17 protein-coding genes are annotated in these 24,611 nt (G+C 62.7%); 9 read left to right on the top strand and 8 right to left on the bottom strand.

Annotation, left to right across the window (positions count from 1 at the left end; all coding sequences use genetic code 11):
- Positions 1-696 (top strand): IS5 family transposase (locus GM79_RS06665; RefSeq protein WP_035561153.1); only part of this gene is annotated, 696 nt, incomplete at its 5' end.
- 140 nt (positions 697-836) lie between these two features.
- Here the strand turns inward: GM79_RS06665 and GM79_RS06660 are convergent.
- Entirely contained in the window at positions 837-1,211 is a 375-nt protein-coding gene (locus GM79_RS06660; RefSeq protein ID WP_035561151.1) for a hypothetical protein, read from the bottom strand.
- A gap of 343 nt (positions 1,212-1,554) precedes the next feature.
- Between GM79_RS06660 and GM79_RS06655 the strand changes: the two genes are divergently transcribed.
- The 3 genes from GM79_RS06655 (at position 1,555) to GM79_RS06645 (ending at position 7,711) form a co-directional block, all read left to right on the top strand.
- Entirely contained in the window at positions 1,555-1,944 is a 390-nt protein-coding gene (locus GM79_RS06655) for a hypothetical protein (RefSeq protein ID WP_035561150.1), read from the top strand.
- A 98-nt stretch (positions 1,945-2,042) separates the two neighbouring features.
- The gene (locus GM79_RS06650) at positions 2,043-6,482 is read left to right on the top strand and encodes a CusA/CzcA family heavy metal efflux RND transporter (RefSeq protein WP_035561147.1); all 4,440 of its coding nucleotides are present in this window, start codon (positions 2,043-2,045) and stop codon (positions 6,480-6,482) included.
- 44 nt (positions 6,483-6,526) lie between these two features.
- The gene (locus GM79_RS06645; protein ID WP_051718600.1) at positions 6,527-7,711 is read left to right on the top strand and encodes an efflux RND transporter periplasmic adaptor subunit; all 1,185 of its coding nucleotides are present in this window, start codon (positions 6,527-6,529) and stop codon (positions 7,709-7,711) included.
- Positions 7,712-7,826: 115 nt separating this feature from the next.
- Here the strand turns inward: GM79_RS06645 and glgP are convergent, their stop codons facing one another.
- Positions 7,827-9,476, bottom strand: coding sequence for an alpha-glucan family phosphorylase (gene glgP / locus GM79_RS06640; protein WP_035561145.1), 1,650 nt, complete (start codon positions 9,474-9,476; stop codon positions 7,827-7,829).
- A 218-nt stretch (positions 9,477-9,694) separates the two neighbouring features.
- Here glgP and GM79_RS06635 point away from each other — a divergent pair, with 218 nt between their 5' ends.
- The 5 genes from GM79_RS06635 (at position 9,695) to GM79_RS06615 (ending at position 16,458) form a co-directional block, all read left to right on the top strand.
- Positions 9,695-11,593 carry a glycoside hydrolase family 13 protein gene (locus GM79_RS06635; RefSeq protein ID WP_081867594.1) on the top strand — a complete coding sequence of 633 codons (1,899 nt, stop codon included), beginning with the start codon at positions 9,695-9,697 and terminating at the stop codon, positions 11,591-11,593.
- A 55-nt stretch (positions 11,594-11,648) separates the two neighbouring features.
- Entirely contained in the window at positions 11,649-12,032 is a 384-nt protein-coding gene (locus tag GM79_RS06630; protein WP_035561142.1) for a GxxExxY protein, read from the top strand.
- Positions 12,033-12,087: 55 nt separating this feature from the next.
- A complete protein-coding gene (locus GM79_RS06625; RefSeq protein ID WP_035561140.1) occupies positions 12,088-12,795 on the top strand; it encodes an SDR family oxidoreductase in 708 nt (235 codons plus the stop codon).
- Positions 12,796-12,903: 108 nt separating this feature from the next.
- Positions 12,904-14,727, top strand: coding sequence for an alpha-amylase family protein (locus GM79_RS06620; protein ID WP_035561136.1), 1,824 nt, complete (start codon positions 12,904-12,906; stop codon positions 14,725-14,727).
- Between the two features lie 96 nt (positions 14,728-14,823).
- Complete coding sequence (locus GM79_RS06615) at positions 14,824-16,458, top strand: MFS transporter (RefSeq protein ID WP_051718599.1); 1,635 nt, start codon at positions 14,824-14,826, stop codon at positions 16,456-16,458.
- Between the two features lie 18 nt (positions 16,459-16,476).
- Here GM79_RS06615 and GM79_RS06610 read toward each other — a convergent pair whose 3' ends face one another.
- The 6 genes from GM79_RS06610 to GM79_RS06585 all read right to left on the bottom strand — a co-directional run.
- A complete protein-coding gene (locus tag GM79_RS06610) occupies positions 16,477-17,751 on the bottom strand; it encodes a protoporphyrinogen/coproporphyrinogen oxidase (protein ID WP_035561133.1) in 1,275 nt (424 codons plus the stop codon).
- A 215-nt stretch (positions 17,752-17,966) separates the two neighbouring features.
- On the bottom strand, positions 17,967-18,701 hold the full coding sequence (locus tag GM79_RS06605; protein WP_035561130.1) for a DUF3365 domain-containing protein: 735 nt from the start codon (positions 18,699-18,701) through the stop codon (positions 17,967-17,969).
- A 46-nt stretch (positions 18,702-18,747) separates the two neighbouring features.
- Positions 18,748-20,046 (bottom strand): threonine synthase, encoded by a 1,299-nt coding sequence (gene thrC, locus GM79_RS06600; RefSeq protein WP_035561128.1) that lies wholly within the window; start codon positions 20,044-20,046, stop codon positions 18,748-18,750.
- 61 nt (positions 20,047-20,107) lie between these two features.
- Positions 20,108-21,040, bottom strand: a complete 933-nt coding sequence (locus tag GM79_RS06595; protein ID WP_035561126.1) for a homoserine kinase — start codon at positions 21,038-21,040, stop codon at positions 20,108-20,110.
- A 103-nt stretch (positions 21,041-21,143) separates the two neighbouring features.
- Positions 21,144-23,588 carry a bifunctional aspartate kinase/homoserine dehydrogenase I gene (gene thrA / locus GM79_RS06590; protein WP_035561123.1) on the bottom strand — a complete coding sequence of 815 codons (2,445 nt, stop codon included), beginning with the start codon at positions 23,586-23,588 and terminating at the stop codon, positions 21,144-21,146.
- 412 nt (positions 23,589-24,000) lie between these two features.
- A partial coding sequence (locus GM79_RS06585; protein WP_035561121.1) for a sensor histidine kinase occupies positions 24,001-24,611 on the bottom strand: 611 nt, incomplete at its 5' end.

Below are 24,611 nucleotides of genomic sequence, written 5' to 3'. Positions count from 1 at the left end.
TTTTTTGCCATCTACTATATTTTGGTTACGGGGATGCAGTGGAAGGCCTTGCCGCGGTGCTTGGGGGCAACCTCCACGGTCCATGACCGGTTCCAGCAGTGGGCCCAGGCTGGCGTTTTTAAGCGGCTTTGGACCAGCGGCTTGGTGCAGTTACAGGCCGAAGGCCGCCTGGATTGGGACTGGCAGTGTCTGGATGCCTGCCAGACCAAGGCCCCGCTTGGCGGCGAGGCCGTCGGCCCCAACCCGACGGACCGGGGCAAGGGCGGCGTCAAACGCCACGTGCTGACCGAGGCTCAGGGCTTGCCCGTCGGCGTGGCCGTGACCGGAGCCAACGTCCACGAAGTGACGCAAGTACAGGCCGTACTCGATTCGATGCCCGTGCTGCCCCCACCGGCCGAAGGCGATTTCGCCCCCGGTTTCTGCGCCGACAAGGGCTACGACGCCGAGGCCATTCGGCGCCTACTGGCCCAGTGGGGCTACCGGGTGCACATCCTGAGCCGGGGAGAGGAAGCCGACAAATGCCGCACCCCCGGCTACCGCGCCCGTCGCTGGGTCGTCGAGCGCACCCACGCCTGGTTCCACCGTTTCCGCCGCCTGCTCATCCGCTGGGAAAAGAAAGTCGCCAACTACGAAGCCCTCCTCCACCTGGCTTGCGCAAACACCGTCTGGCGACACTCCCTCCTATTTTTCGGATAGGCTCTTAGTAGTCGTGCAAAAGCAAACCTATTGCGTTTTTTTTTGCCGAACGCAGCCGCGGTATCTCGTTCGCACCGTTCAACGAAGCACGCGAGATGCCGCGGCTGCGCTCGGCATGACGGCTTGAAAACCACGCTTGTTCAAGCGGTTTGTGGGCGTGGCTGCATGGCCTGGCGCAGCCACGTGCCGGCCAGGGCCGCCAGGCCGCCAACCAGGCCGGCCACCAGAGCCGTAACCAGCAGCAGCGCCACCGGCGAACCGCCCAGCGGCAATAGTTGCGCCATTCGCCCGGCCAGCAACCCTTCGTTTTGATGCGACAACCAGGCGGCCGGCAGCAGCCAGCTCAGCCCCGCGCCCCCAAAACCCGCCCCGAAGGCTGCCCCGCCCGAGGGAGCCAGCAGCAGGCCCACGCCAAACGCCACCGCGGCCAGGCTCCACCATGGCAGGTCGAGTTGAACGGCGGCAGATAGAACGAGGATAAGAAGCAGGAGCAGCCAGGGATTACGCCAATTCATGCGGGCAAAGTAACGTGAATGGCGCGACTAAGCTGTCGCCAGCACGTCGGCGGCTTTGCTGGAAGGCTAATACATGCGTTTTTACTACTATCCGTCAGGGCATTGGCTTCGGCAATGATGATGACTGAGGCGGAACGCGGCTCTCCGGTGCGCGGTTCGGGCACTCACAGCCGAGGCCGGTTAGGGCAATGAGCTGCTCGTCGCGCAGCAGAATGGAGTGCGTTTCCTTACCCGTAGCACTCCGGGCAAGAGCTACCGACCAGTACCGGCCCGCCAGTTTTCGTGGCTCGCTTATGCGGCACTAGCCCCGATGTTTCCCACCTGAATTTCTACCTTTGCAGCCATGAAGCGCCTGCTGCTCCTGTTATTAAGCCTGCATCTTTTAGCCATCAGCTGCCTGCCGGGCGGCAATGCGCAGGAGCTGGCGGAGTCCTCGGCGCTGTGGCAGCACCACGACCAGCACCACGCGGCCAGCGGCCTGGTGGGTTTCTTCTACGACCATTTCCTGGCCGATGCCCACCATGAGGACGGCGGGACCGATGAGCACCAGTCGTTACCCTTCCACCACACCCACGATTACGCGGCCCCGGCGGTGTACCTGCCGCCGGTAGCCGCGCGCTGGGCGCTGCTGGTACCGCGCTGGTCGGCGCTTGGCGGCAGCCGCCCGTTACCGGCCGTGCTGGCCACCCATCCCGGCATGGCCCGCCGGTGCTGGCAGCCTCCCCAGGCCTGAATCAACCCCCGCTTTTTTGGGTAACGCCTCCCCCTGGTCGTGTCGCACTGCGGCAGCCGACCCGGGCACGGGCGCATTGTTGATTCAGCCAAACTTTCATGCTTGATTCCATTATTCGCTTCTCTATCGGCCATAAGTTGCTGATAGGGTTGCTGACCCTGGCCCTGGTGGCTTGGGGCGGCTATTCGGTGCTGCACCTGCCCATCGACGCCGTGCCCGACATTACCAACAACCAGGTGCAGGTCATCACCCAAACCCCCTCGCTGGGCGCGCCCGACGTGGAGCGGCTCGTTACCTTTCCCATCGAGCAGGCCATTGCCACGATTCCCGACGTGCAGGAGGTGCGCTCGTTTTCGCGCTTCGGCCTCTCGGTCGTCACCATCGTCTTTCCCGACGCTACCGACATCTACTGGGCCCGCAACCAGGTAAATGAGCGGCTTAAGGAGGCTGAGCGGCAGATTCCGCCCGGCACCGGCACGCCCGAGCTGGCCCCGGTCACGACGGGCCTGGGCGAGATTTACCAGTATGTGCTGCACCCGAAAAAGGGCTACGAGAAAAAGTTCTCGCCCACCGAGCTGCGCACGGTGCAGGACTGGCTGGTGCGCCGGCAGCTGCTGGGCACGCCCGGCGTGGCCGACGTGAGCAGCTTCGGCGGCAACATCAAGCAGTACGAAGTGGCCGTGGACCCCGAGCGCCTGCGGGCCTACAACGTCAGCATCGGGGAGCTGTTCGCGGCCCTGGAGCAGAACAACCAGAACACCGGCGGGGCCTACATCGACAAGAACCCGGCGGCCTATTTCATCCGCACCGAGGGCCTGGTGGGCTCACTGGAAGACGTGGGCCGCATCGTGGTGAAGGCCCCGGCGGGCGGCGTGCCCGTGCTGGTGCGCGACGTGGCCGAGGTGCGCTTCGGCCACGCCGTGCGCTACGGCCTGATGACGCGCAACCAGGAGGGCGAAGTGGTGGGCGCGCTGGTGCTCATGCTCAAGGGCGCCAACTCCTCCGAAGTCATTAAAGCCGTGAAGGAGCGCATGGCCGTTATTGAGAAAACGCTGCCCGAGGGCCTGGTGATTGAGCCGTTTCTGGACCGCACCAAGCTGGTAGACCAGGCCATTGGCACGGTGAGCAAAAACCTGGCGGAAGGTGCGCTCATCGTCATTTTCGTGCTGGTGCTGTTTCTGGGCAACTGGCGGGCCGGGCTGGTGGTGGCCTCGGTCATTCCGCTGTCCATGCTCTTCGCCATCAGCCTGATGCGGGTGTTCGGCGTGTCGGGCAACCTGCTGAGTCTGGGCGCGATTGACTTCGGGCTGATTGTGGACGGGGCCGTGATTATCGTGGAGGCCATCGTGCACCGGTTGGCTACTTTGAACCGGCCGGCCGGCGCACGCGAGCTCAACGGCGCCGAGATGGACGAGGAAGTGTACCAGGCGTCAAGCAAAATCCGCTCGTCGGCCGCGTTCGGCGAAATCATCATCCTGATTGTGTACCTGCCGCTGCTGGCGCTGGGCGGCATCGAAGGGAAGATGTTCCGGCCGATGGCCCAGACCGTGGCCTTCGCTATTCTGGGGGCCTTTATTCTGAGTCTGACTTACGTACCCATGCTCTCGGCGCTGGCGCTGAGCCGTAACACCGAACACAAGCCTAACATTTCCGACCGGGTGCTGGGCAGCCTGGCCCGGCGCTACCAGCGCGTGGTAGATTGGGCGCTAGGAGCCAAAACCCTGATTTTGGGCACCGCGCTGGCTTTGTTCGTGGGCGCGCTGCTGCTGTTTGGCACGCTGGGCGGCGAATTTATTCCGACGCTGGAAGAAGGTGACTTCGCCGTGGAAACCCGGGTACTGCCCGGCTCGTCCATCACCTACACCGCCGAAAAAGCCCAACAGGCGGCCGGCATCCTCCTCAAAAACTTTCCCGAAGTGAAGGAAGTGGTGGCCAAAGTGGGCTCGTCGGCCATTCCGACCGACCCCATGCCGGTGGAGGCCTGCGACCTGATTATCGTGCTCAAGGATAAAAAGGACTGGACCTCAGCCGACTCGCGCGAGGGGTTGGTGGAGAAGATGTCGGCCAAGCTCAGTGCCATCCCCGGCGTCACGTTTGGGTTCCAGCAGCCCATTCAGATGCGGTTTAATGAGCTGATTTCGGGGGCCAAGCAGGACGTGGTGATTAAGATTTTTGGCGAAGACCTCCAGCAGCTCGACGACTACGCGGGCCAGGTAGGGGAGCTGGTGAAGGGCCTGCCCGGCGCCACCGACCTGTACGTGGAGCGCGCCACTGGCCAGAGCCAGCTGGTGGCTCAGATAGACCGCAACAAGCTGGCCCAGTACGGGCTGTCGGTGGATGACGTGAACCGCACCGTGCGGGCCGCCTTCGCCGGGGAAGTAGCCGGCCAGGTGTTCGAGAAGGAGCGCCGCTTCGATTTGGTGGTCCGCCTGAAAGAGGATGCCCGCCAGGATATTAGCAACCTGCGTCAGCTCTTCATCGTGGCCCCCGACGGCCGGCAGGTGCCGCTGGAGCAGGTGGCCAAAGTGTCCCTAATTTCCGGGCCCAGCCAGATTCAGCGCGACGACGCCAAACGGCGCATTATCGTGGGCTTCAACGTGCGGGGCCGCGACGTGGAAAGCCTCGTGGAGCAGGTGCAGCAGCGCATTGAGCGGCAAATGAAGTTTTCGCCCGGCTACTACGTGACCTACGGCGGGCAGTTTGAGAACCTGCAGTCGGCCCGCGACCGGCTGCTTATTGCCGTGCCGGTCGCGCTGCTGCTCATCTTCGTGCTGCTTTATGCCACGTTCAATTCGGTCAGCCAGTCGGTGATGATTTTCACGGCCATTCCGCTCTCGGCCATCGGCGGGGTGCTGGCGCTGTGGCTGCGCGGGATGCCGTTCAGCATCTCGGCCGGCGTGGGTTTCATTGCCCTATTTGGGGTGGCCGTGCTCAACGGCATCGTGCTCATTGGCTATTTCAACCAGCTCAAGGAGGAAGGCATCACCGACCTGCGGGCCCGCATTCTCGAAGGAACCCACGTACGGCTGCGGCCCGTGCTGATGACGGCCACTGTGGCCTCATTGGGCTTTCTGCCGATGGCGCTGTCCAACTCGGCCGGCGGTGAAGTGCAGAAGCCCCTGGCAACCGTAGTAATTGGCGGGCTGGTGACGGCTACGCTGCTCACCTTATTGGTACTACCGGTACTTTACTATTTGGAAGAAAAGTGGGCCGCCCGCCGCGCCGCCAAAAAAGCAGCCGCGGCCGGCTCGCCGACGAAGATTGGCGTAGCCAGCCTCGTGCTATTGCTGACCGTAAGTGGGGCGCTGCTGCCCGGCCGGGCGCTGGCCCAGAATGTGGCCGGGTCCGAAGGTGGGCCGCTCAACGCCGCCCAGGCAGTGGAGGCGGCGCTGGCCCAAAGCGGTAACGTGTTGGGGGCCGAGCAGCAGTTGGCTACCCAGCAGGCGGCCGTGCGCGCCGCCCGCGACTTCGGCCGCACCACCGTGCAGGGCAACTTCGGCCAGTACAACTCGGTGCGAAAAGACAACTCGTTCACCATCAGCCAGCCGCTGGCTTGGCCGGGCTATTATGGCACGCTCACGGCGCTGGCCAAAGCCCAGGTAGCCACCAAAGAGCAGCAGCTGGCTCTGGTGCGGGCCGACGTGCGCCGCCAGGTGCGCCTGCAATATGAGGCCGCCGTGCATGCCCGCCACCGCCTGCGCACCCTGCGCGCCCAGGACAGCCTCTACACCGAGTTCGTGCGGGCCGCCCAAATCCGCTTCCGCACCGGCGAAACCGCCCGGCTGGAGGTAGCTACGGCCCTGGTGCAGCAGGGCGAAACCCGCATCCGCCTAACCCAAACCCGCACCGAGTACGCGGGGGCCGTGCGCCAGCTCCAGGCCCTGCTGCAACGCCCCGCGCCCGTGGCCGTGGCCGACAGCACCCTCGCGCCGCTGGTGCTCCAAACGCCAACTGACCCCGGCGACACGGCCGTCCTTGCGCGGAGCCTGCTGGCCCAGGTGCTGGCCCAACGGGTAGCCGTGGCCCGTGCCGAAACCCGCGTGACGCAGGCCCAGGGCAAGCCGGGCTTTAGCTTGGGCTACTTCAACCAGTCGCTCATCGGCCCGCAGCTGGTGGACGGCGCAACGCGCAACTACGGGGCCGGCGACCGGTTCCAGGGCGTACAGGCCACCGTGGCCGTGCCTCTGATTCAGGGGCCGCAAAAGGCGCGGGTGCAGGCCGCCCGCTTGCAGGAAAAAGTGGCCCAGACCGGCTACGCCCGCTATCAGGCCGAGCTAGCCGGCCGGGTCGAGACCCTGCTGCTTCAACTCGCCGAACAGCAGCAGCGCCTGCAATTCTACGAGCAGACTGGCCTGCCGCAAGCCGCCGTCATCACCCGCATAGCCACCAAGGCTTTCAAGGCGGGCGAGAACGGTTACACCGAATACCTGCTCAACCTGGACCGCGCCCTTCGTCTGCGCACCGACTACCTCGACGCCCTGCTGCAACACAACCAGACCGTCATCGAGCTGGACTACCTGCTGAGCAGCGGACAGTAAGCGCTGAACGGCTGCCCATTTCTTCCTCATCGAACCCTTATTTCATGCGTTTTCCCTTCTATAAACTGGCCGTTTTGTGCGTAGTGCTCGCCGCCGGCTGCACCAGCAACACCGAACCCGCTGACCCGGCGAATGGCCTAGCCACCGCTGCCGAAGCCGACAGTACCGCCGCGCCCACCGACCTGGTTTCGCTCACGTCAGACGAGCAGCGGCTGGCCGGCATCCAGACTACTACCCTTCAAGAGCGCGTGCTGGGGGCAGGCCTTAAGGTCAACGGCGTGCTTGATGTGCCGCCCGACAAGCTGATGTCCATCAGTGCGCGGCTGGGCGGCATCGTGGAGCGCACAACCCTGCTGCAAGGAATGTACGTGCGCAAGGGTCAGGTGCTGGCCGTCATCAGCAACCCCGAGTTCATTCAGCTTCAGCAGGACTACCTGGAAACGCAGAGCCAGCTTCGCTACGCCAAAACCGACCTGGAACGCCAACGCGAGCTGGTGCGTGAGGAGGTGGCCCCCGCCAAAAACGCCCAGCAGGCCCAAGCCCGCTACGGCGCCCTGGCGGCCCAGGCGGCCGGCCAGGTGGCCCGGTTGCGCCTGGCGGGCCTGCCGGTGGGTGCCCAGCCCTTCGTAACCACGGCCACATTACGCGCCCCCAAAGCGGCTTTCGTGAAGGCCATGAATGTGGCAGTGGGCCAGAGCGTGACACCCACCGACGCCCTATTCGTACTCGTGGACCCCGACCACCTGCACGTGGAGCTAACGGTGTTCGAGAAAGATGCCACGCAGCTTAAGCAGAACCAGCGCATCCGCTTCACCGTGCCCAACGATAGCAGCGTGGAGCGCACGGCCAGAGTGTATCTCATTGCCCGCACCGTGGACGAAACCCAGCGCACGGTGCGCGTGCACGGCCACCTCGACCGCGAAGACGACCCGACTTTACGGCCGGGCATGTTCGTACGAGCCGTTATAGAAACCACCACCCGCCGCGTACCCGTCCTCCCCAACCAGGCGGTGGTAGACTATGAGGGCAAACAGTACGTGTTTCGGCAGGAAGCTGCCACGGCCGACCAGCAGCGCTTCCGCATGGTGGAAGTGCGGCGCGGCGAAATGGCCGACGGTTACAGCGAAGTCTTCATTCCCGGCGCCGCCGCTGCCGATACGGCTGCCCGCTACGCCACCGAAGGCGCGTATTCGCTGCTGAGCAAGCTCAAAAACGCTAGCGAAGAATAAGCAGAAAAAAAGGCTTGCCAAATGGCAAGCCTTTTTTCAATCTCCAATTTCTGGCTCGGATAATCAGTCTTCTACAAAATCCGATAAATCCGCCGTTAATCCGACGAATCCGTGATTAGACTTTGTACAGCAGCTCGTAGTACTCACGGGCCATGCGGCCTGATTCGAATTCGGGCTCCACGTCCTTCATGGCGGTTTTTACCACTTTGAGGAAGTTTTTGGGCTGGTCGTAGTACATGGGCAGCACGGCGTTTTCGAGCACATCGAGCAGGGCCGTGGCTTCCTGGTCGTCCTTCACGTTTTCGGGCAGGTGCTCATCGGAATGGGCGATGAGGAAGCCGTTTTCGCCGTCGCGGCAGAACTCGGGAATCCAGCCGTCGGCGATGCTCAGGTTCACGCTGGCGTTCATGGCGGCGGTCATGCCGCTGGTGCCGCTGGCCTCGCGGGGGAAGCGCGGCGTGTTCAGCCAGATATCGGAGCCCTTTTTCATGGCCGCCGACAGGCCCAGCTCGTAGCCGGTGAGCACGGCGCAGTTCTTCAGATGAGCCGTGCGCTGAATGATTTCATTGAACATGTTTATCGCCCCGAAATCCTTGGGGTAGGGCTTGCCGGCCCAAATCATCTGAATGGGTCGCTGGGCATCGGTGGCCAGCTGCACGAAGCGGTCGAAGTGACGCAGAATGAGGTCGGCGCGCTTGTAGCCGGCAAAGCGCCGGGCCCACACCACGGTCAGCACTTCGGGGTCGAAGATGTTGCCGGTCTGGTCGGCCACTATCTTGAACAGGTCCTTTTTCAGCTCCTGCTTGCGGGCGAGCAGGGCCGCATCGTCCTTGGCTTTGAGGGCGGCGGCGAGCTGCTGGTCGCGCCAGTACAGGCCGTTTTGGCTGTTGGTGATGGGAATGATGGGGCAAATGCCCTCGTAGTGGCCCCACATATCCAGGCTCACCAGGCCGTGCACCTTGCTCACGGCGTTGGCTTTGCGGGCAAAGCGCAAGGCGGTGAGGGTGTAGTTCAGGGCGTCGTTTTCGATGCGGGCCACGCGGCGCACTTCCTCCTCGGGCACGCTTCCGAAGAAGCTCATGTCGGCGAGCAGCCGCATGGGGCGCTCCTCATTGCCGGCCAGCTCGGGGGTGTGGGTGGTGAAAACCAGGCGCTTCTGCACCTCGGCCAGGTTGCGGCCGTGCTGCTCGTAGAGGTAGAACGCCAGCGGCAGGCCGTGGCCCTCGTTGAGGTGGTACACATCGGTTTTGCGACCGAGCAGGTCGAGCATTTTGCCGCCGCCCACGCCCAGCAGGATGCTTTGGGCCACGCGGGTGGCGGCGTCCGGGTCGTAGAGGTGGTGCGAAATGGTGCGCGAGAGGTGGTCGTTCTCGGCCACGTCGGTGGTCAGGAAAAACATTGGCACGGTACCGAATACCTCCGGGGCCAGGTACAGCGCCTTCACAAACACCTCAGCGCCGTGAATGGTGATGGGGAACAGCAGTCCGGTATCTTCCAGAAACGAGTAGTGCTTCTGGCGGAAGTCGGCCCGCATGGTCTGGTCCTCGTTGCGGCCCTGGTCGTAGTAGCCGAAGCTCCACAGAATGCTGATGCCGACCAGGTTTTGCTTGAGCTCGTAGGCCGAGCGCATGTGCGAGCCGGCCAGGAAGCCCAGGCCGCCGGAGTAGGTTTTCAGCGCCTGGTCGATGCCGAATTCCATGGAAAAGTACGCGGCGGCCGCCTTGTACTTGGCCGCGGGCGCGTAGGGTTTGAAGGTGAAAGCCATAGCGAATTAAAATTCACCGGTTACTGCCGGTACTTTAGAAAAAGGCGTTTAAAAAGAATGTATCAGCCTGAACGGCAGGCAAACGAAGGCGCAAGTTCCGATGCTTTCGCCCAACAAAGCAAAGGACTGGTGTTAGTTGGCGGGCGGGGCCCAACTTTTGGCCGCCCCAATTGGCCACGGTATCTTGCCGATTATCTCCCACGTTGCTTCGTTCACTTATGAGAATTTCCCACTTTTTACCGCTGCTGGCGGGGGCGCTGCTCACCGCGCCGTTGGGCAGCACTACGGCCAGCGCCGCGCCCATTGCGGAGGCCGCGCCCGCAGCTAAACCCGCCGCCATCACCCGCATCGACCCCACTTTTTGGTGGGTGGGCATGAAGAATCCCAAGCTCCAGCTGCTGGTGCACGGCCCCGGCATCGGGAGCAGCACCGCGACGCTGAACTACCCCGGCGTGACGCTGGACGGCGTGCAGAAGATGGCCAGCCCCAACTACCTGCTGGTGAACCTCACCATCGACCCGGCCGCCAAGCCGGGGAAAATTGCCCTGCAATTTCAGGGGTCCAAAAAGGTGAGATACGAGTACGAGCTGCGCGCCCGCAACACCGACCCCAACCGGGTGCAGGGCGTAACCAGCGCCGACTTCGTGTACCTGCTCATGCCCGACCGGTTTGCCAACGGCGACCCGAAAAACGACGTCATTAAAACCACCAACGTTTCGCGCGTGGCCCGCGACTCGATGTACGCCCGCCACGGCGGCGACCTGAAGGGTATCGAGCAGCATTTCGACTACCTCAAGGAGCTGGGTGTCACGGCCATCTGGCCCACGCCGGTGGTGGAAAACAACCAGCCCAAAGCCAGCTACCACGGCTACGCCCTCACCGACTACTACACCGTGGACCCGCGCTACGGCACCAACGCCGAGTACGTGGGCTTCGTGAAAAATGCCCACGCCAAGGGCCTGAAGGTGATTCATGACGTGGTGCTGAACCACATGGGCAGCCAGAACTACCTGTTTCGGGACCAGCCGGCGCCGGACTGGTTCCATCAGTGGCCGGGCTACACGCGCAGCAATTTTCGCGACGCGGCCTTTAACGACCCCTACGCGTCGACAATGGACCGCAAGCTGTTCGGCGAAGGCTGGTTTGATACCCACATGCCCGACCTGAACCAGACCAACCCGCTGGTGGCCACCTACCTGATTCAGAATTTTCTGTGGTGGGTGGAAAACACCGGCCTCGACGGCTACCGCGTGGATACGTACAGCTATTCCGACCGCAACTTCCTGATGCAGTGGGGCGCGGCCATTATGGAGGAATACCCCAAAATCGGCCTTTTTGGCGAAACCTGGGTGCAGGGCACGGCTCAGCAGGCCTATTTCGCCCAGAATATTTTCCCGGAAGTGCAGGGATTCAAAGCCAACCTGCCGGGCGTGACGGATTTCCAGATGTACTACGCCATCAACGAAACGCTGACCAAAGACGCTGGCTGGACTGAAGGCATCAACAAGCTCTACTACACGCTGCAGGCCGACTGGATGTACCAGGACCCGATGCGCAACGTGCTGTTTCTCGACAACCACGACCTGAGCCGCTACTATTCCGTCATCGGCGAGGACTTCCAGAAGTACAAGATGGGGCTGGCCTGGCTGCTCACCAGTCGCGGCATTCCGCAGCTCTACTACGGCACCGAGGTGCTGATGAAGAATTTCAGCGACCCCGACGGCAAGGTGCGCGAGGACTTCCCCGGCGGCTGGCCCGGCGACAAAAAGAACCTCTTCGTGGCCGCCGGCCGCAACGCGCAGGAGCAGGAAGCCTTCCGCTACGTGAGCACGCTGGCCAATTACCGGCGCACGCACCCGGCGCTGCACAGCGGCAAGCTCATGCAGTTCATCCCCGATGCGGGCGTGTACACCTACTTCCGGTATTCGGACGCCGGCACGGTGATGGTGATGATGAACTCCGGCAAAGACGAAAAAACCGTGGACCTGGCCCGGTTCGACGAGCGGCTGGCGGGGTTCTCGTCGGGGGTGGAGGTAACGTCGGGCGCGGTGCTGGCCGATTTAAAGATGGCGAAGATTCCGGGCCGGACGGCTTGGGTGGTGGAGCTGCGGAAGTAATTCTTTATTTTTCACCGCAGAAGGCGCAGAAGAGTTCGCAGATGACGCAGAAGCCATGCACGAAAACGAAATCACTTACCTCATCCGCCAATCGGCCTATAATGTCCACGTTGCATTGGGGCCGGGGCTACTGGAATCGGCTTACGAGGCGGCTCTGATGCACGAGTTGCGTAGCGTGGGCTTGCGGGTCCAGAATCAGGTGGGGCTTCCGATGAACTACGGCGGAATTAAGCTGGATGTGGGCTACCGCATTGATTTACTCGTGGAGGACAAAGTGATAGTGGAACTGAAGGCCTTGGAAACCCTACTTGACGTTCATCACATGCAATTGGTAACCTATCTAAAGCTTTCGGGCTGCAAAGCAGGATTATTGATTAATTTCAACGTGGCACGCATCAAAGACGGCATGTTCCGTAAAGTCAACGGCTTGGCCGAATAAAGAGCTTCTGCGGCCCTCTGCGAAAAACTTCTGCGCCCTCTGCGGTAAAAAAACCATGACCGACCTCACCAACCAAGTGGCCATCGTAACCGGCGCCAGCCGGGGCATCGGCAAAGCCATTGCCCTGCTGCTGGCCTTGCAGGGTGCCAAAGTAATAGCCGTGGCCCGCAACGAAGACGAGCTGGCTGCCCTCACCCTCAAAACCCAGGGCCTAAGCCTGGTGGCCGACGTAGCCCTGGAATCCGATGCCCAGCAGGTAATTGACAACACGCTGCTGCACTACGGCCGGCTCGATATTCTGGTGTGCAACGCCGGCGTGGGCTCGTTCAACGAGCTGGAAAACTTCACCAGCACCGAGTGGGACCGGATATTCGACACCAATGTGAAGGGCACGTTTCTACTTTGCAAGGCGGCGGTGCCCCATTTCAAAGCCCAGAAAAAGGGCCACATCATAGGCATTACTTCCGACGTAGCCAAGCGCACCTTCGCCCACGGCACGGCCTACGGGGCCAGCAAATTTGCCCAGGATGCCCTATTGGCCAGCCTTCGCAAGGAAGTGCGCCCCCACGGCATCAAAGTCACGTCCATCTATCCGGGCCTGGTCGATACCTACTTCAACGACACCACGCCGGGCAGCGCGGCGGCCGAAAAAACCCACCTCCGCCCCGGCGACATTGCCCAGGCCGTGCGCTACGTGCTCGAAGCCCCGGCCCACGTAGTGGTCGACGAACTGATGCTGCACCCCATGAGCCAAGAGTGGTGATTTTTAGTGGTTAACGGTTAACAGTTAGTGGTTAACGCTGGCGTTGTTCCGCACTAACCGCTAACCGTTAACCGTTAATCATTAAGCGAAGCGTTATCTTGCCGTATCATGAAAAATTTGTTGCTGGCCGGCGGGCTACTCACCTTAGCCACTTTCTCATTGCCCAATTCCCTCGTGCACGCCCAAAGCACCACCACTAACGACCCCAATACCACTGCGGAAATCCCGCAGGACCACAAGCTGGTCATCTACCAGCTGCTGCCCCGCTTGTTCGGCAATAAAGTGGCCTTGAATAAGCCTTACGGCACTATTTCGGAAAACGGCAGCGGTAAATTCAATGACATTACCGACGCCGCCCTCGCCGAAATAAAGAAAATGGGCGTCTCGCACGTCTGGTACACTGGCGTGGTTGAGCACGCCACGATGACGGACTACAGCTCGCAGGGCATTCCGGCCGACGATGCCGACGTGGTGAAAGGCCGCGCGGGCTCGCCCTACGCCATCAAGGACTATTACGACGTGGCCCCCGACCTGGCGATGGTGGTAAAAAACCGCATGCCCGAGTACGAGGCCCTTATCAAGCGCACCCACGACCAGGGCCTGAAAGTGCTCATGGACTTTATTCCGAACCACGTGGCGCGCTCGTACCGGTCCGACGCCAAGCCGCTGGAGGTAACGGATTTGGGCGCAACCGACGACAAAACCAAAGCTTTCGCGCCCAACAATAACTTCTACTACCTGCCCGGCAAAAGCTTCGTGGTACCCGCCGACTACAACCCGCTGGGCCCTCTCAAAGGCTCGAAGGAAGACGGCAAGTATTTCGAAATACCCGCCAAGGCCACTGGCAACGACGTGTTTACGAACGCGCCGAGCATAAACGACTGGTTCGAAACCGTGAAGCTCAACTACGGCGTGGACTACCAGCAGGGCCGCAAAACCCACTTTGAAACCGTGCCCGACACCTGGAAGAAGATGCGCGACATTCTCGTGTACTGGGCCGGCAAAAACGTGGACGGCTTCCGCTGCGACATGGCCGAAATGGTGCCCGTCGAGTTCTGGGCCTACGTGATTCCGGAAGTAAAAAAGGTGAACCCCGCCATTGTTTTCATTGCCGAAGCCTACGACCCCAAGGTGTACAAAACCTACCTGGACCAGGGCAAATTCGACTACCTCTACGACAAAGTGGGCCTCTACGACGGCCTGCGCCGCCTCATGCGCCAGGAAGGCACCACCGAGGACATCTCCAAGGTATGGAAAGAGGAAAGCAACGGCTACTCGTCGCGCATGCTGCGCTTTCTGGAAAACCACGACGAGCAGCGCATCGCCTCCAAGGATTTTGCCACCGACCCGCGCCGCGCCATTCCGGCCATGACCGTGACCGCCACCCTGGCTTCGGGCCCGGTGATGCTCTACTTTGGGCAGGACGTGGGCGAGCCCGGCCACGGCAGCGAAGGCTTCAGCGGCGAAGACGGCCGCACGTCCATTTTCGACTATTGGGGCGTACCGGAGCACCAGAAATGGCTGAACCAGGGTAAATTCGATGGCGCCAAGCTCAGCCCGGAACAGAAGAGCCTGCGCGACTTTTACGCCCGCCTGCTGAATGTAACCAGCACGAGTGATGCCATCCGTAAAGGCCGGTTCTACGAGCTGCAGGACGCCAACAACCTAAGCAAGGAATTCAACCAGCGCCACCTCTACGCCTACCTGCGCTACACCGACAAGCAGCAGGTACTGGTAGTGGTCAATTTCAGCGCCGACAAAACCTACAAGCCCGTTATTAAGATTCCCGCCAAAGCCATGCTGGCAATGGGAATCAACGACAAAATCTTCTACAATTACACCGACCTGCTCAACCCCGGCACGCCGCGCAACACCCTCCAGCTCACCCTGGCCCCGCTTTCGGCCCATATATTTGAGCTAAAGCCCCAGTAAGGTGCCGTAGTACGCCCCGGAATTAGTAAGTTTGAAGGCCGTGCCGCTCCCGTTATTCGGGCAGCCGCGCGGCCTTCACTTTCTTACCCTGCGCTCATGGCTGCTCCCACCGCCGCTTCCACAGTCGATACCCGCGAAAAACCCCGCCTCAGCTTCTGGCAAATCTGGAACATGAGTTTCGGTTTTTTGGGCATTCAGTTTGGCTTTGAGCTGCAGAATTCCAACGTCAGCCGCATTTTTGAAACCCTGGGCGCCAACAAGGACGACATTCCGATTCTCTGGATTGCGGCCCCGCTCACAGGCCTGCTGGTGCAACCCATCATCGGCTATTTCTCGGACCGCACCTGGCATCCGTACTGGGGACGGCGGCGGCCGTTTTTCTTCATTGGAGCGGTACTGGCCACCATTGCCCTGATACTGATGCCCAACTCGTCGGCCTTGTGGATGGCCGGCGGTATGCTCTGGATTCTTGATGCCAGCATCAACATCAGCATGGAACCGTTTCGGGCCTTTGTGGGCGACAAGCTGCCCAGCGAGCAGCGCACGTCTGGTTTCGCCATGCAGAGCTTCTTCATCGGTGTGGGCTCGGTCATCGCCGCGCTTTTGCCGTGGGTATTCACCAACTGGTTTCACCTGAGCAACACGGCGCCCAGCGGCGAAATCCCGCCTTCGGTGAGATGGTCGTTTTACTTCGGCGCCGGTGCCTTTCTGCTGGCCGTGATGTATACGGTGTTCACCAGCACCGAAACCCCGCCCGAGGACATGGAGGAGTTTCGGCGCGAGAATGCCGAAGCCGGCATCTGGGACGGCATCAAGGAGTCGTTCATGGGTGTTTTCAACATGCCCACCGCCATGCGCCAGCTGGCGCTGGTGCAGTTCTTCACGTGGTTTGCGCTGTTTGCGATGTGGATTTATTCCACCAACGCCGTCACCAGCAACATCTACAATATGAAGGTCGACACAGCTTTCTTCACTAAGATGAGCAACCTAATCGACAGCCGCGCGCAACAGTCCGGCTCCGAAAAAGTAACCAAGCAACTCGTGGCGCTGCAACAGGACACGAAGGAAATAAAGCAGTTTCAAGCAGAAAACCCGGACAAGATTCTCACCGTCAACCTCGCCAACTACTACCTCACCAGCGGCAACCCCTCGCCCACCGAAAAAGCCAATTTGCAGCGCGTGCAGCAGCAGTACAACGACGGCGCCGACTGGCTGAGCCTGGCCTCGTCGGTGCGCAACGGCGTGGCTGCCCTGTTTGCCTTCATCATCCCGCTCATTGCCGCCCGCACCAGCCGCCGCATCACCCACATGCTTTGCCTGCTGGTTGGCGGGCTGGGCCTGCTTTCCCTGCAGCTCATCTCCAACCCCGACCTGATTGTGGTTTCGATGGCCATGGTGGGCATTGCCTGGGCCAGCATCCTGTCGATGCCCTATGCCATCCTGGCGGGTTCGCTGCCGGCCAACCGGATGGGCTATTACATGGGCGTATTCAACTTTTTTATCGTCATTCCCCAGATTGTAGCGGCCACCATTCTGGGCTACTGCACCATGCACTTCTTTCAGGGCAATACCTTGCATACCATCGCGCTGGGCGGCGTTTCGATGGTGCTGGCCGGCCTGCTGACGCTACGAGTGAAGGACACCGACGACCAGCCCCGGCAAACCATTCAGCCCGCCGTGAGCCCCGGCTACGACACCCCGACTATAATAAACCCTGACCCGCGCGCCTAGTCAGTTCCAAGCCCCGGTTTACCGGACCAGCAGCATCTCCGCTACTTCCCGCCCGGTCGCCAGGGCCGCGTTCAACGACGGATACGCGGCCCAGTCGCCGCAGCGGTACAGGTTGTCGGCTAGTTGGAGGGGTTGGCGTACGGGCTGCCCGGCCAGGTACTCGGGCAATGCGGCCGGAATGCGGTAGCTGCGCAGGTGCTCCCACTGCCGGGCGGCTGGGCCAAACCAGACCGCCAGCTCTTCGCGCAGCTTGGCCGTAAGCGCGGCTTCGCTCAGGCCATGCTCTCCGTGGGTGCTCACCGAAATCAGCGAGCGGCCGGCGGGAGCGTAGTCGCCGCTAACATCGGCGGGGAAGGCGACGTTGTGGGCCAGTGCATCCGGGGCGGCATTGAGGCGCAGGAGCTTGTCGTTGCGGCCCGGCGAGTGGCCGCCGGGCGTGGCAAAGTAGGTGCAGGTGGTGTGGCGCGCCGCCGTGGCCGTATCGCCTTCCGGCCCCTCGCTACCGGCCAGCAGGCGCCGGGCGGCCGGGCCATCGGTGGCCACCACCACGGCCGCGCCCTCCAGCACCTGGCCGGAAGTGAGGCGCACCTGCGTGCCCTCCACCGCGGCCACCAGCGTACTCAGCCGCACCGTGCCGGCGGGCAGACGACTCGCTAGTTGCTCCGGCAACTGCTGCATACCCAGGGCGGGCACGGTCGCTTCGCCCGTCACGAACTGCTGGAACACGAACTCGAAGAAGTTGCTGGCCGTGCTCAATTCCCGGTCCAGAAAAACGCCGCCGAAAAAGGGTTTGAAAAAGCTGTTTATCATCTGCTCGCTCCAGCCGTAGCGCTGCAGAAAGGCGAGCGTACTGGTAGCAGGGCGCGCCAACAGCTCTTCCGGCGTGTGCTTGGTTACGTGCCGCACCAGGCTCAGAATGCGCAGCTTATCGGGCAGACTGCCGATGGGCGACGTGAGCGCCGAAAACGCGGCCAGCGGACGCTGCAAGGGGTTTTGCAGGGTGGTTTCGCGGCCATCGTCCAGTCGAATAACGGCCCCGGAGCGAAAGGCCCGCAGCTGCAGGGCGTCGTAGTTGAAGATGCGCCGGGCTTCCGGGTAGTTGGTGAGCAGCACCTGAAAACCCCGGTCGAGCCGGAAGCCCTCGGGCGTGACGTCGGTGCGCACGCGGCCGCCCACGGCATCGGCCGCATCGAGCACGAGCACGGGCCGGCCGGCGCGGTGCAGCCACGTGGCGCAACCCAGGCCGGCCATGCCCGCGCCGATGATGATGACGGGTTTCGGGGAGGTAGTCATGCGTGGTATAGTAGCGTACAGAAGTTTTCTTTTTTGATTGTGCAAAAGCGCCCAGGCGTGGACCTCACCCCCTAGCCCCCTCTCCAAAAAAGAGGGGGGACTAGTTTTTAGTCTTAATCTCTGGAAACTAGATTTTTAGAACTAAAATTAGTCCCCCCTCTTTTTTGGAGAGGGGGCTAGGGGGTGAGGTCTACGCCTGGGCTGCGTAAGGTCAGTTACTTAAACAGCTTGGGCATTTTGTGCTCCTTCCATTTCTTGCGCGTCTTCATGGTCCAGAACTCGGCCACGCCGTCGCGGCGCATTTCTACCTGCCAGGCGCCCATTTGCTGGCCCAGGCGGTAGCCGGTGGCCTGGTCCTGCGGAAACCGCTTTTTGATGGCCGCGTAATCGGCCGCGGCAATGTCCTTGCCCACTTCGCCGTGGCAGCGCAGGCACAGCGCATTATTGATTACTATGGGCCGCTGGTAAAAAAAGACCTCCTGCGACGTGCGCCGGATGGTGCGGGTGGTGTCGGTGCGCATCTCCTCGGCGCTAAGGGTCATTTGCTGGGCCGCGTTGCGCGGTCGGGCGCTTACGCGCCGGGCAGTGGCTTTCATCACGCCGGCCAGCGAATCGATGAAGAAATACGTTTCGGGCCGGCAAAATTCGGCGGCCCCGGCCACGCCACCGGCGGCCAGCTCGCGGGCCAGCGTGCGCCGCAGCAGCGTGTCGGCGGTGGCCGTGAGCGAGTCGCCAGCCCAGCGCGTGGCCCGCAGCAGGTCGTTGGGCATAATGCGCTTCACCTCCCAGTTGGCCGTTTCGATGCCGATACGCTTGCTGTCCTTGAGGTGTTCAACCTGGTCGGAGCTGCAGGCAGTGGTGGCCACCAGTAGCACTGCCAACGAGCAGCGCCCGGCCGCGCGCCAACTGCCGAAGCGTTCGGAAATCAGATAAAAAACATTGTTCAACATCAACGAGAGCATATAACACCAACCTTAAACCGACCAAAGCACGTTCCTATTTCATCAGCCAGGCTTTCAGCTGTTCGTAATCAACCGCCAACGGCACACTTCGTTTAGCACGGTTTTGCAGCTGCGCTACGGCCTCCGGCAACGGAATGGCCCGGCCCAGAATAGGCTCCACCACGTCGGGAAACTTCACCGGGTGGGCCGTGGCCAAAAGTAGTCCTTCGGCCGCCGGGTGCTGGGTTTGATAGCGGCGCAACGCCGCGTAGGCTACGGCGGCGTGGGGTTCCAGCAAATAGCCTTCGGCCGCCCACACTTCCCGAATGGTAGCCACGGTATCGGCATCCGTAACGGTACTGGCGCTCAGGGCGGCCCGCAGCTTGCCCAGGTCGTTTTTGAATAGCTCCAGAATGCGTACAAAGTTGCTGGGGTTGCCCACGTCCATCGCGTTGGAGAAGGTGGGCACGGCGGGCCGCGGCACGTAGCTGCCGGTGCGCAGGTACACCGGCACGGGGTCGTTGGCGTTGCAAGCCGCGATAAAATGGCCCAGTGGCAGCCCCGACGCCTGCGCCAGCAGCCCGGCGCATAGGTTGCCAAAGTTGCCGCTCGGCACTGCTACCACTGGCGCGGGCGCCCCGGCGGGCCATTGCTGCCAGGCAAAACAGTAGTAAATCTGCTGCGGCAGCCAGCGCGCCACGTTGATGGAGTTGGCCGAGGTGAGGAAGCGTTTTTTGGTCAGCTCGCGGTCCTGAAACGCCTGTTTTACCAAGGCCTGGCAGTCGTCGAAGGTGCCGCTCACTTCCAGCGCCGTAATGTTCTGGCCCAGGGTGGTAAGCTGCTGCTCCTGCACCGGGCTCACCTTTCCTTTGGGGTAGAGAATGACGACTTCCACGCCCGGCACCCCCAGAAAGCCGCTGGCCACGGCGCCGCCAGTGTCGCCGGAAGTGGCCACCAGTACCGTCACGGGCGGGGTGTCGCCCTGCCGGGCAAAGTGCCCCAGGCAGCGGCTCATAAAGCGTGCCCCCACGTCCTTAAACGCCAGCGTAGGCCCGTGAAACAGCTCCAGGGCCGATACGCCCGCCACCAACGGCACCAGCGGGAAATCAAAATCCACCGCCTCGGCGCAGATGCGCTGCAGGTCGCTTTCCGGAATGGTGGTACCCACGTAGGGCCGCATCACATTCAGGGCTACAGTGGCTTTGCTTAGGCTGCGCAACTCGCGCAGGAAGCCCGGCTGAAGTCGCGGAATGGTTTCGGGGAAGTACAATCCGCCGTCCGGTGCCTGCCCGGTAATGGTGGCGGCGCGGAAATCAACCGGGGGCGACTGGTGGCGAAGGCTGTAGTATTTCATTTGGTAAGTAATTAGCCGTTGGCTATGTTTTCGATGGTCTGAGCCGTGGCACCACCACGGCTTATACTTCCGAAACCACCCGCGCCCCTGCCGTGCCCACCGGCCCTACGTAGGTATTGAATTCGATTCCCAGCTCGGCAAAAACGCTGCCCATTGCCACGCCCACGGCCTGCGCCACTGCTTCCGTCCGGTTCAGCATAAAAATGGACGGGCCCGAGCCCGAAATGCCGCCGCCGATAGCCCCGGCCGCCAGCGCCCGTACCCGCGCCTCGGCCAGGCCGGGGATGAGCGGCAACCGGGCCGGCTCCACAATGTAGTCGTCCATTGAGCGGCCGATGAGGTCGTAGTCGGCCGTGAGGAAGCCGGCCACGAGGCCGGCCACGTTGGCCCACTGCCGCACGGCCAGGCCCAGCGGCACTGCCGGGGGCAGCACCTTACGGGAGTCGCTGGTCTTCAGCTCAATCTGCGGGTGCACCACGGCCACCCACAAGGGCGGCGCGGGCAAGGCCAGGATATCCAGTGCCGGCTCCAGGGCCCGCACCACGGTGAAGCCCCCAAAAATGGCGGGCGCGATGTTGTCGGCGTGCCGCGAGCCAGAGGCCACCACCTCCCCCGCCATCGCAAAACCGACGAGCTGCATTTTGGTGAAACGGTTGCCCAGCAGCGCGTTGGCCGCCACCACGGCGCCCACCGCGCTGGCCGCGCTGCTGCCCACACCACTGCCCGGCTTGATGCCTTTGGTAATTTCCATGTCGAAACCGCCGGCATCGGGCACCTCCGCCAGCAGCGCCAGTAGGGCCACCCCGGCCACATTGCGGGCCGGGTCGGTGGTCAGCCCGTAGCCGTCGAGGTGCTGAATGCGCACGCCCGGCTCGCTGCTGCGGCGCAGGCGGATGGTGTCGTAAGGAGCAGTCAGGGCCAGGCCAAATACATCGAAGCCGCAGCCCAGGTTAGAAAGCGTGGCGGGCGAGTGAACGAGAACGGAATCAGGCATGCGGGATTTGAATTAAAAATTAAAAATGAAGAATTAAAAGTGGCCGGGACTCCTTCCTTCTTCATCCGATTTTTAATTCTTCATTTTTAATTTTTAATTGATTTTAAAGCCTCGCGGCCCGCACAATGTCGGCAAATACGCCGGAGGCTGTGACCTCGGCCCCGGCCCCGGCGCCCTTCACCACGAGGGGCTGCTCCACGTAGCGGTCGGTGAAGAAGAGCACCACATTGTCCTTGCCGCGCAGGTCGTACAAATCGTGGCCGGGCGGAATTGTTTGCAGGCCCACCGCGGCGGCGCCATCGGCGTAGCGTGCCACGAACTTGAGGCGCGTGCCGGTGACGGCGGCGGCCTCGTACAGTGCCCGGAAATGAGACTCGTGCGCCGCTAGTTGGGTGTAAAAGGCTTCCACGTCGCCTTCCAGGCAGGCGGGTGGCAGGAACGTATCGATTTCAATGTCGCTCATTTCCATTACCTCACCGGCCTCGCGGGCCAGAATCAGGATTTTGCGGGCCACGTCGCTGCCGCTCAGGTCGAGGCGGGGGTCGGGCTCGGTGTAGCCTTCGGCCTGGGCCTGGCGCACCACGTCGGCAAAAAGCCGGGTGCCGTCGTAGTTGTTAAACACGAAATTGAGCGTGCCCGAAAGCACCGCCTCCATGCGCCGCACCACGTCGCCGCTGCGCGTCAGGTCGTTCAGCGTGCCGATGACGGGCAGGCCGGCGCCCACGTTGGTTTCGAAGAGAAAGCTGGCGTTGAACTCCTTGGAGAGGCTTTTGAGGCGGGCGTAGCTGGCGTAGTCCGACGACGCGGCCACTTTGTTGCAGGCTACCACGGCCACGCTTTTGGCTAGTAGCGGCGCGTAGCAGCGGGCGGCGTCGGGGTTGGCCGTCACGTCCACGAAAATGGAATTGCGCAGGTTGTGCCCGATGATGAGCTGCGTGAACTCTTCCAGGCTTTGAGCGGGCGCGGCGGCCAGCGCTTCGGGCCAGGCCGTGAGGTCCAGGCCTTGCTCATCTACTAAGCAGTGGCGGCTGCTGGCAATGGCAACCACGCGCACCCGCAGGCCCAGGTTTTCGAGCAGGTGGGCCTGTTGCTGGGCCAGCTGCCCCAGCAGCTTGCCGCCCACGTTGCCGGGCCCCAGAATGAAGAGGTTCACCAGCTTATAGGTAGCCTCAAAAAAGGCTTCGTGCAGCACGTTGATGGCCTTGCGCACGTCCGCGGCCCGAATCACGGTGGAAATATTCTTCTCGGAAGCGCCCTGCGCGATGGCCCGGATATTGACGCCGTTCTGGCCCAGCGCCCCAAACAGCTTGCCGCTGATGCCGGGGTGGTCCTTCATGTTTTCGCCCACCAGCGCCACAATGGCCAGGTCGGGCTCGGGCCGCAGCGGCTCGATGCGGCCGGCCGCAATTTCCGTGGCAAACTCTTCGTCCACCGCTACCTGGGCCGGGTCAGTATCGTGCGCCGCCACGCCCACGCAAATAGAGTGTTCCGACGAGCTTTGGGTGATAAGCACCACGTTGATGCGCTCGCGGGCCAGGGCCGCGAACAGCCGCATCGAAAACCCCGGAATGCCCACCATGCCGCTGCCCTCCAGGTTGAGCAGCGTGAGGCTGCCGATGCTGGAAATGCCCTGCACCACGGCGGCCGTGCGCGGCGGCGCCACTTCCACCAGCGTGCCGGCGTCAGTAGAGGCGAAGGTGTTCTTAATCCACAGCGGAATGCCGCGCTGCATTACGGGCTGAATGGTGGGCGGATACAGCACCTTGGCCCCGAAGTGCGACAGCTCCATCGCCTCCTGGTAGCTGATGCGCGGAATGGGCCGGGCGCTACGCACCAGGCGCGGGTCGGCCGTCATCATGCCGCTCACGTCGGTCCAGATTTCCAGCTTTTCGGCATCGAGCGCGGCGGCCAGCAGGGCGGCCGTGTAGTCGGAGCCGCCCCGGCCCAGCGTGGTAGTGGTGCCGTGGGCATCGGCGGCAATGAAACCGGGCACCACCCAGACCTGCCGGGCCGTGCTGTCCTTCAGGTCGGCCACCTGCCGGGTGGTAGTGGCCAGGTCCACCTCGGCCGCGCCAAAGCGGGAATTGGTGCGAATCAGCTGCCGGGCATCGGCCCAGCCGGCGGCCAGGCCCTGCGCCTTGGCGGCGGCGGCAATCAGGCGAGAGGAGAGCAGCTCGCCATAGCTCATCAGCCGGTCGAGGGTACGGGGAGAAAGCTCGCCGAGGGCGAAAATACCGTCGCACAGCGTCTGAATTTCGCCGAACTGCGCCGCGATGGCGGCCAACTTTTCGTGCTGCGCGGCCCCGGCCAGCAGCTCCTGGGCTGCCGTGCGGTGGCGCTCGTGCAGCTGGGCCAAGGCATCGCGGTAGCCGGCATCGGCGGCGGCGGCGGCGCGGCCGGCCCCAATCAGGGCGTCGGTGGTGCCGCCCAGGGCCGACACTACCATCACCACCGGCCCCTGCGCCACGGCCTGGGCCACAATGGCCAGGGATTTTCGAATATTCTCGGCGGAGGCCACCGACGTGCCTCCGAATTTCAACACTTGCATAGCAGTTTCTGGTTGGATGAAAGTGGGGGCCGCTTGGGTGGGAACTGCGAAACCAGAAGAGGAGGAGTGTGGCAACAAGGCCGCCCGAGGGCGTAAAAAAAGCTGTTCGACCGGTTCGGCACCGGGCCGGAATAGCCGCGCTACCCCACCACCCGACCCCGGCTGTGCCCAAACAGACGGCCGCAATGTACTGCCCGGCCGGGCAATTCCACCCCCGGCCGGCACGGGCCTCGGGGCACGCGCAGGGTGCCGGGTGTCGGACGTACTCACACGTTTTCGTCCGACTCGAAAACGTGTGAGGTACCGGGCGTACTCACACGTTTTCGTCCGACTCGAAAACGTGTGAGGTACCGGGCGCACTCACACGTTTTCGAGTCGGACGAAAACGTGTGAGTTTCCGCTGTCCTCGCTGCTAAGCAGCGGGCAGCCCCAGGGTGAAGGTGCTGCCCTCCCCTTCGCGGCTTTCCACGGCTAGCGTGCCGCCGTGGCCCTGCACGATGATGTCGTGGCTCAGCGAAAGGCCCAGGCCGGTGCCCTCGCCTGTGGGCTTGGTGGTGAAAAAGGGCTGAAATATCTTGGCCTGCACCGCGACCGGAATGCCCGTGCCGTTGTCTGAGACGCGAATTTCCACCTGCCCGTTTACCCGCTCAGTTGCGACGCTGACCGTGGGCGCGTAGCCCGCCTCGCCCGCTTGCTGGCGCTGCTGCACGGCATAAAAAGCGTTGCCGAACAGGTTGAGCAGCACCCGGCCCACATCCGCCCCCACGGCTTCGACCAGCGGCAGGCCGGGCGCGAAGTCGGTTTCCAGCTTGGCGTTGAAGCTTTTGTCTTTGGCCCGCAGGCCCTGATAGGCCAGGCGTAGGTACTCGTCGGCCAGGCGGTTGAGGTCGGTCGGGGCCCGCTCGCCGGTGCTGGTGCGCGAGTGCTCCAGCATGCCCTTGACGATGGCCGCCGCCCGCCGCCCGTGGTGCGTGATTTTGGTCAGGTTCTGCCGCAGGTCGCCCAGCAGCTCGGCTTCCAGCC

The organism is Hymenobacter sp. IS2118 (genome assembly GCF_000715495.1).
Lineage (GTDB): Bacteria > Bacteroidota > Bacteroidia > Cytophagales > Hymenobacteraceae > Hymenobacter.
The sequence above is the reverse complement of the archived record's forward strand: the minus strand, read 5'-3'. Positions and strand labels throughout refer to the sequence as shown.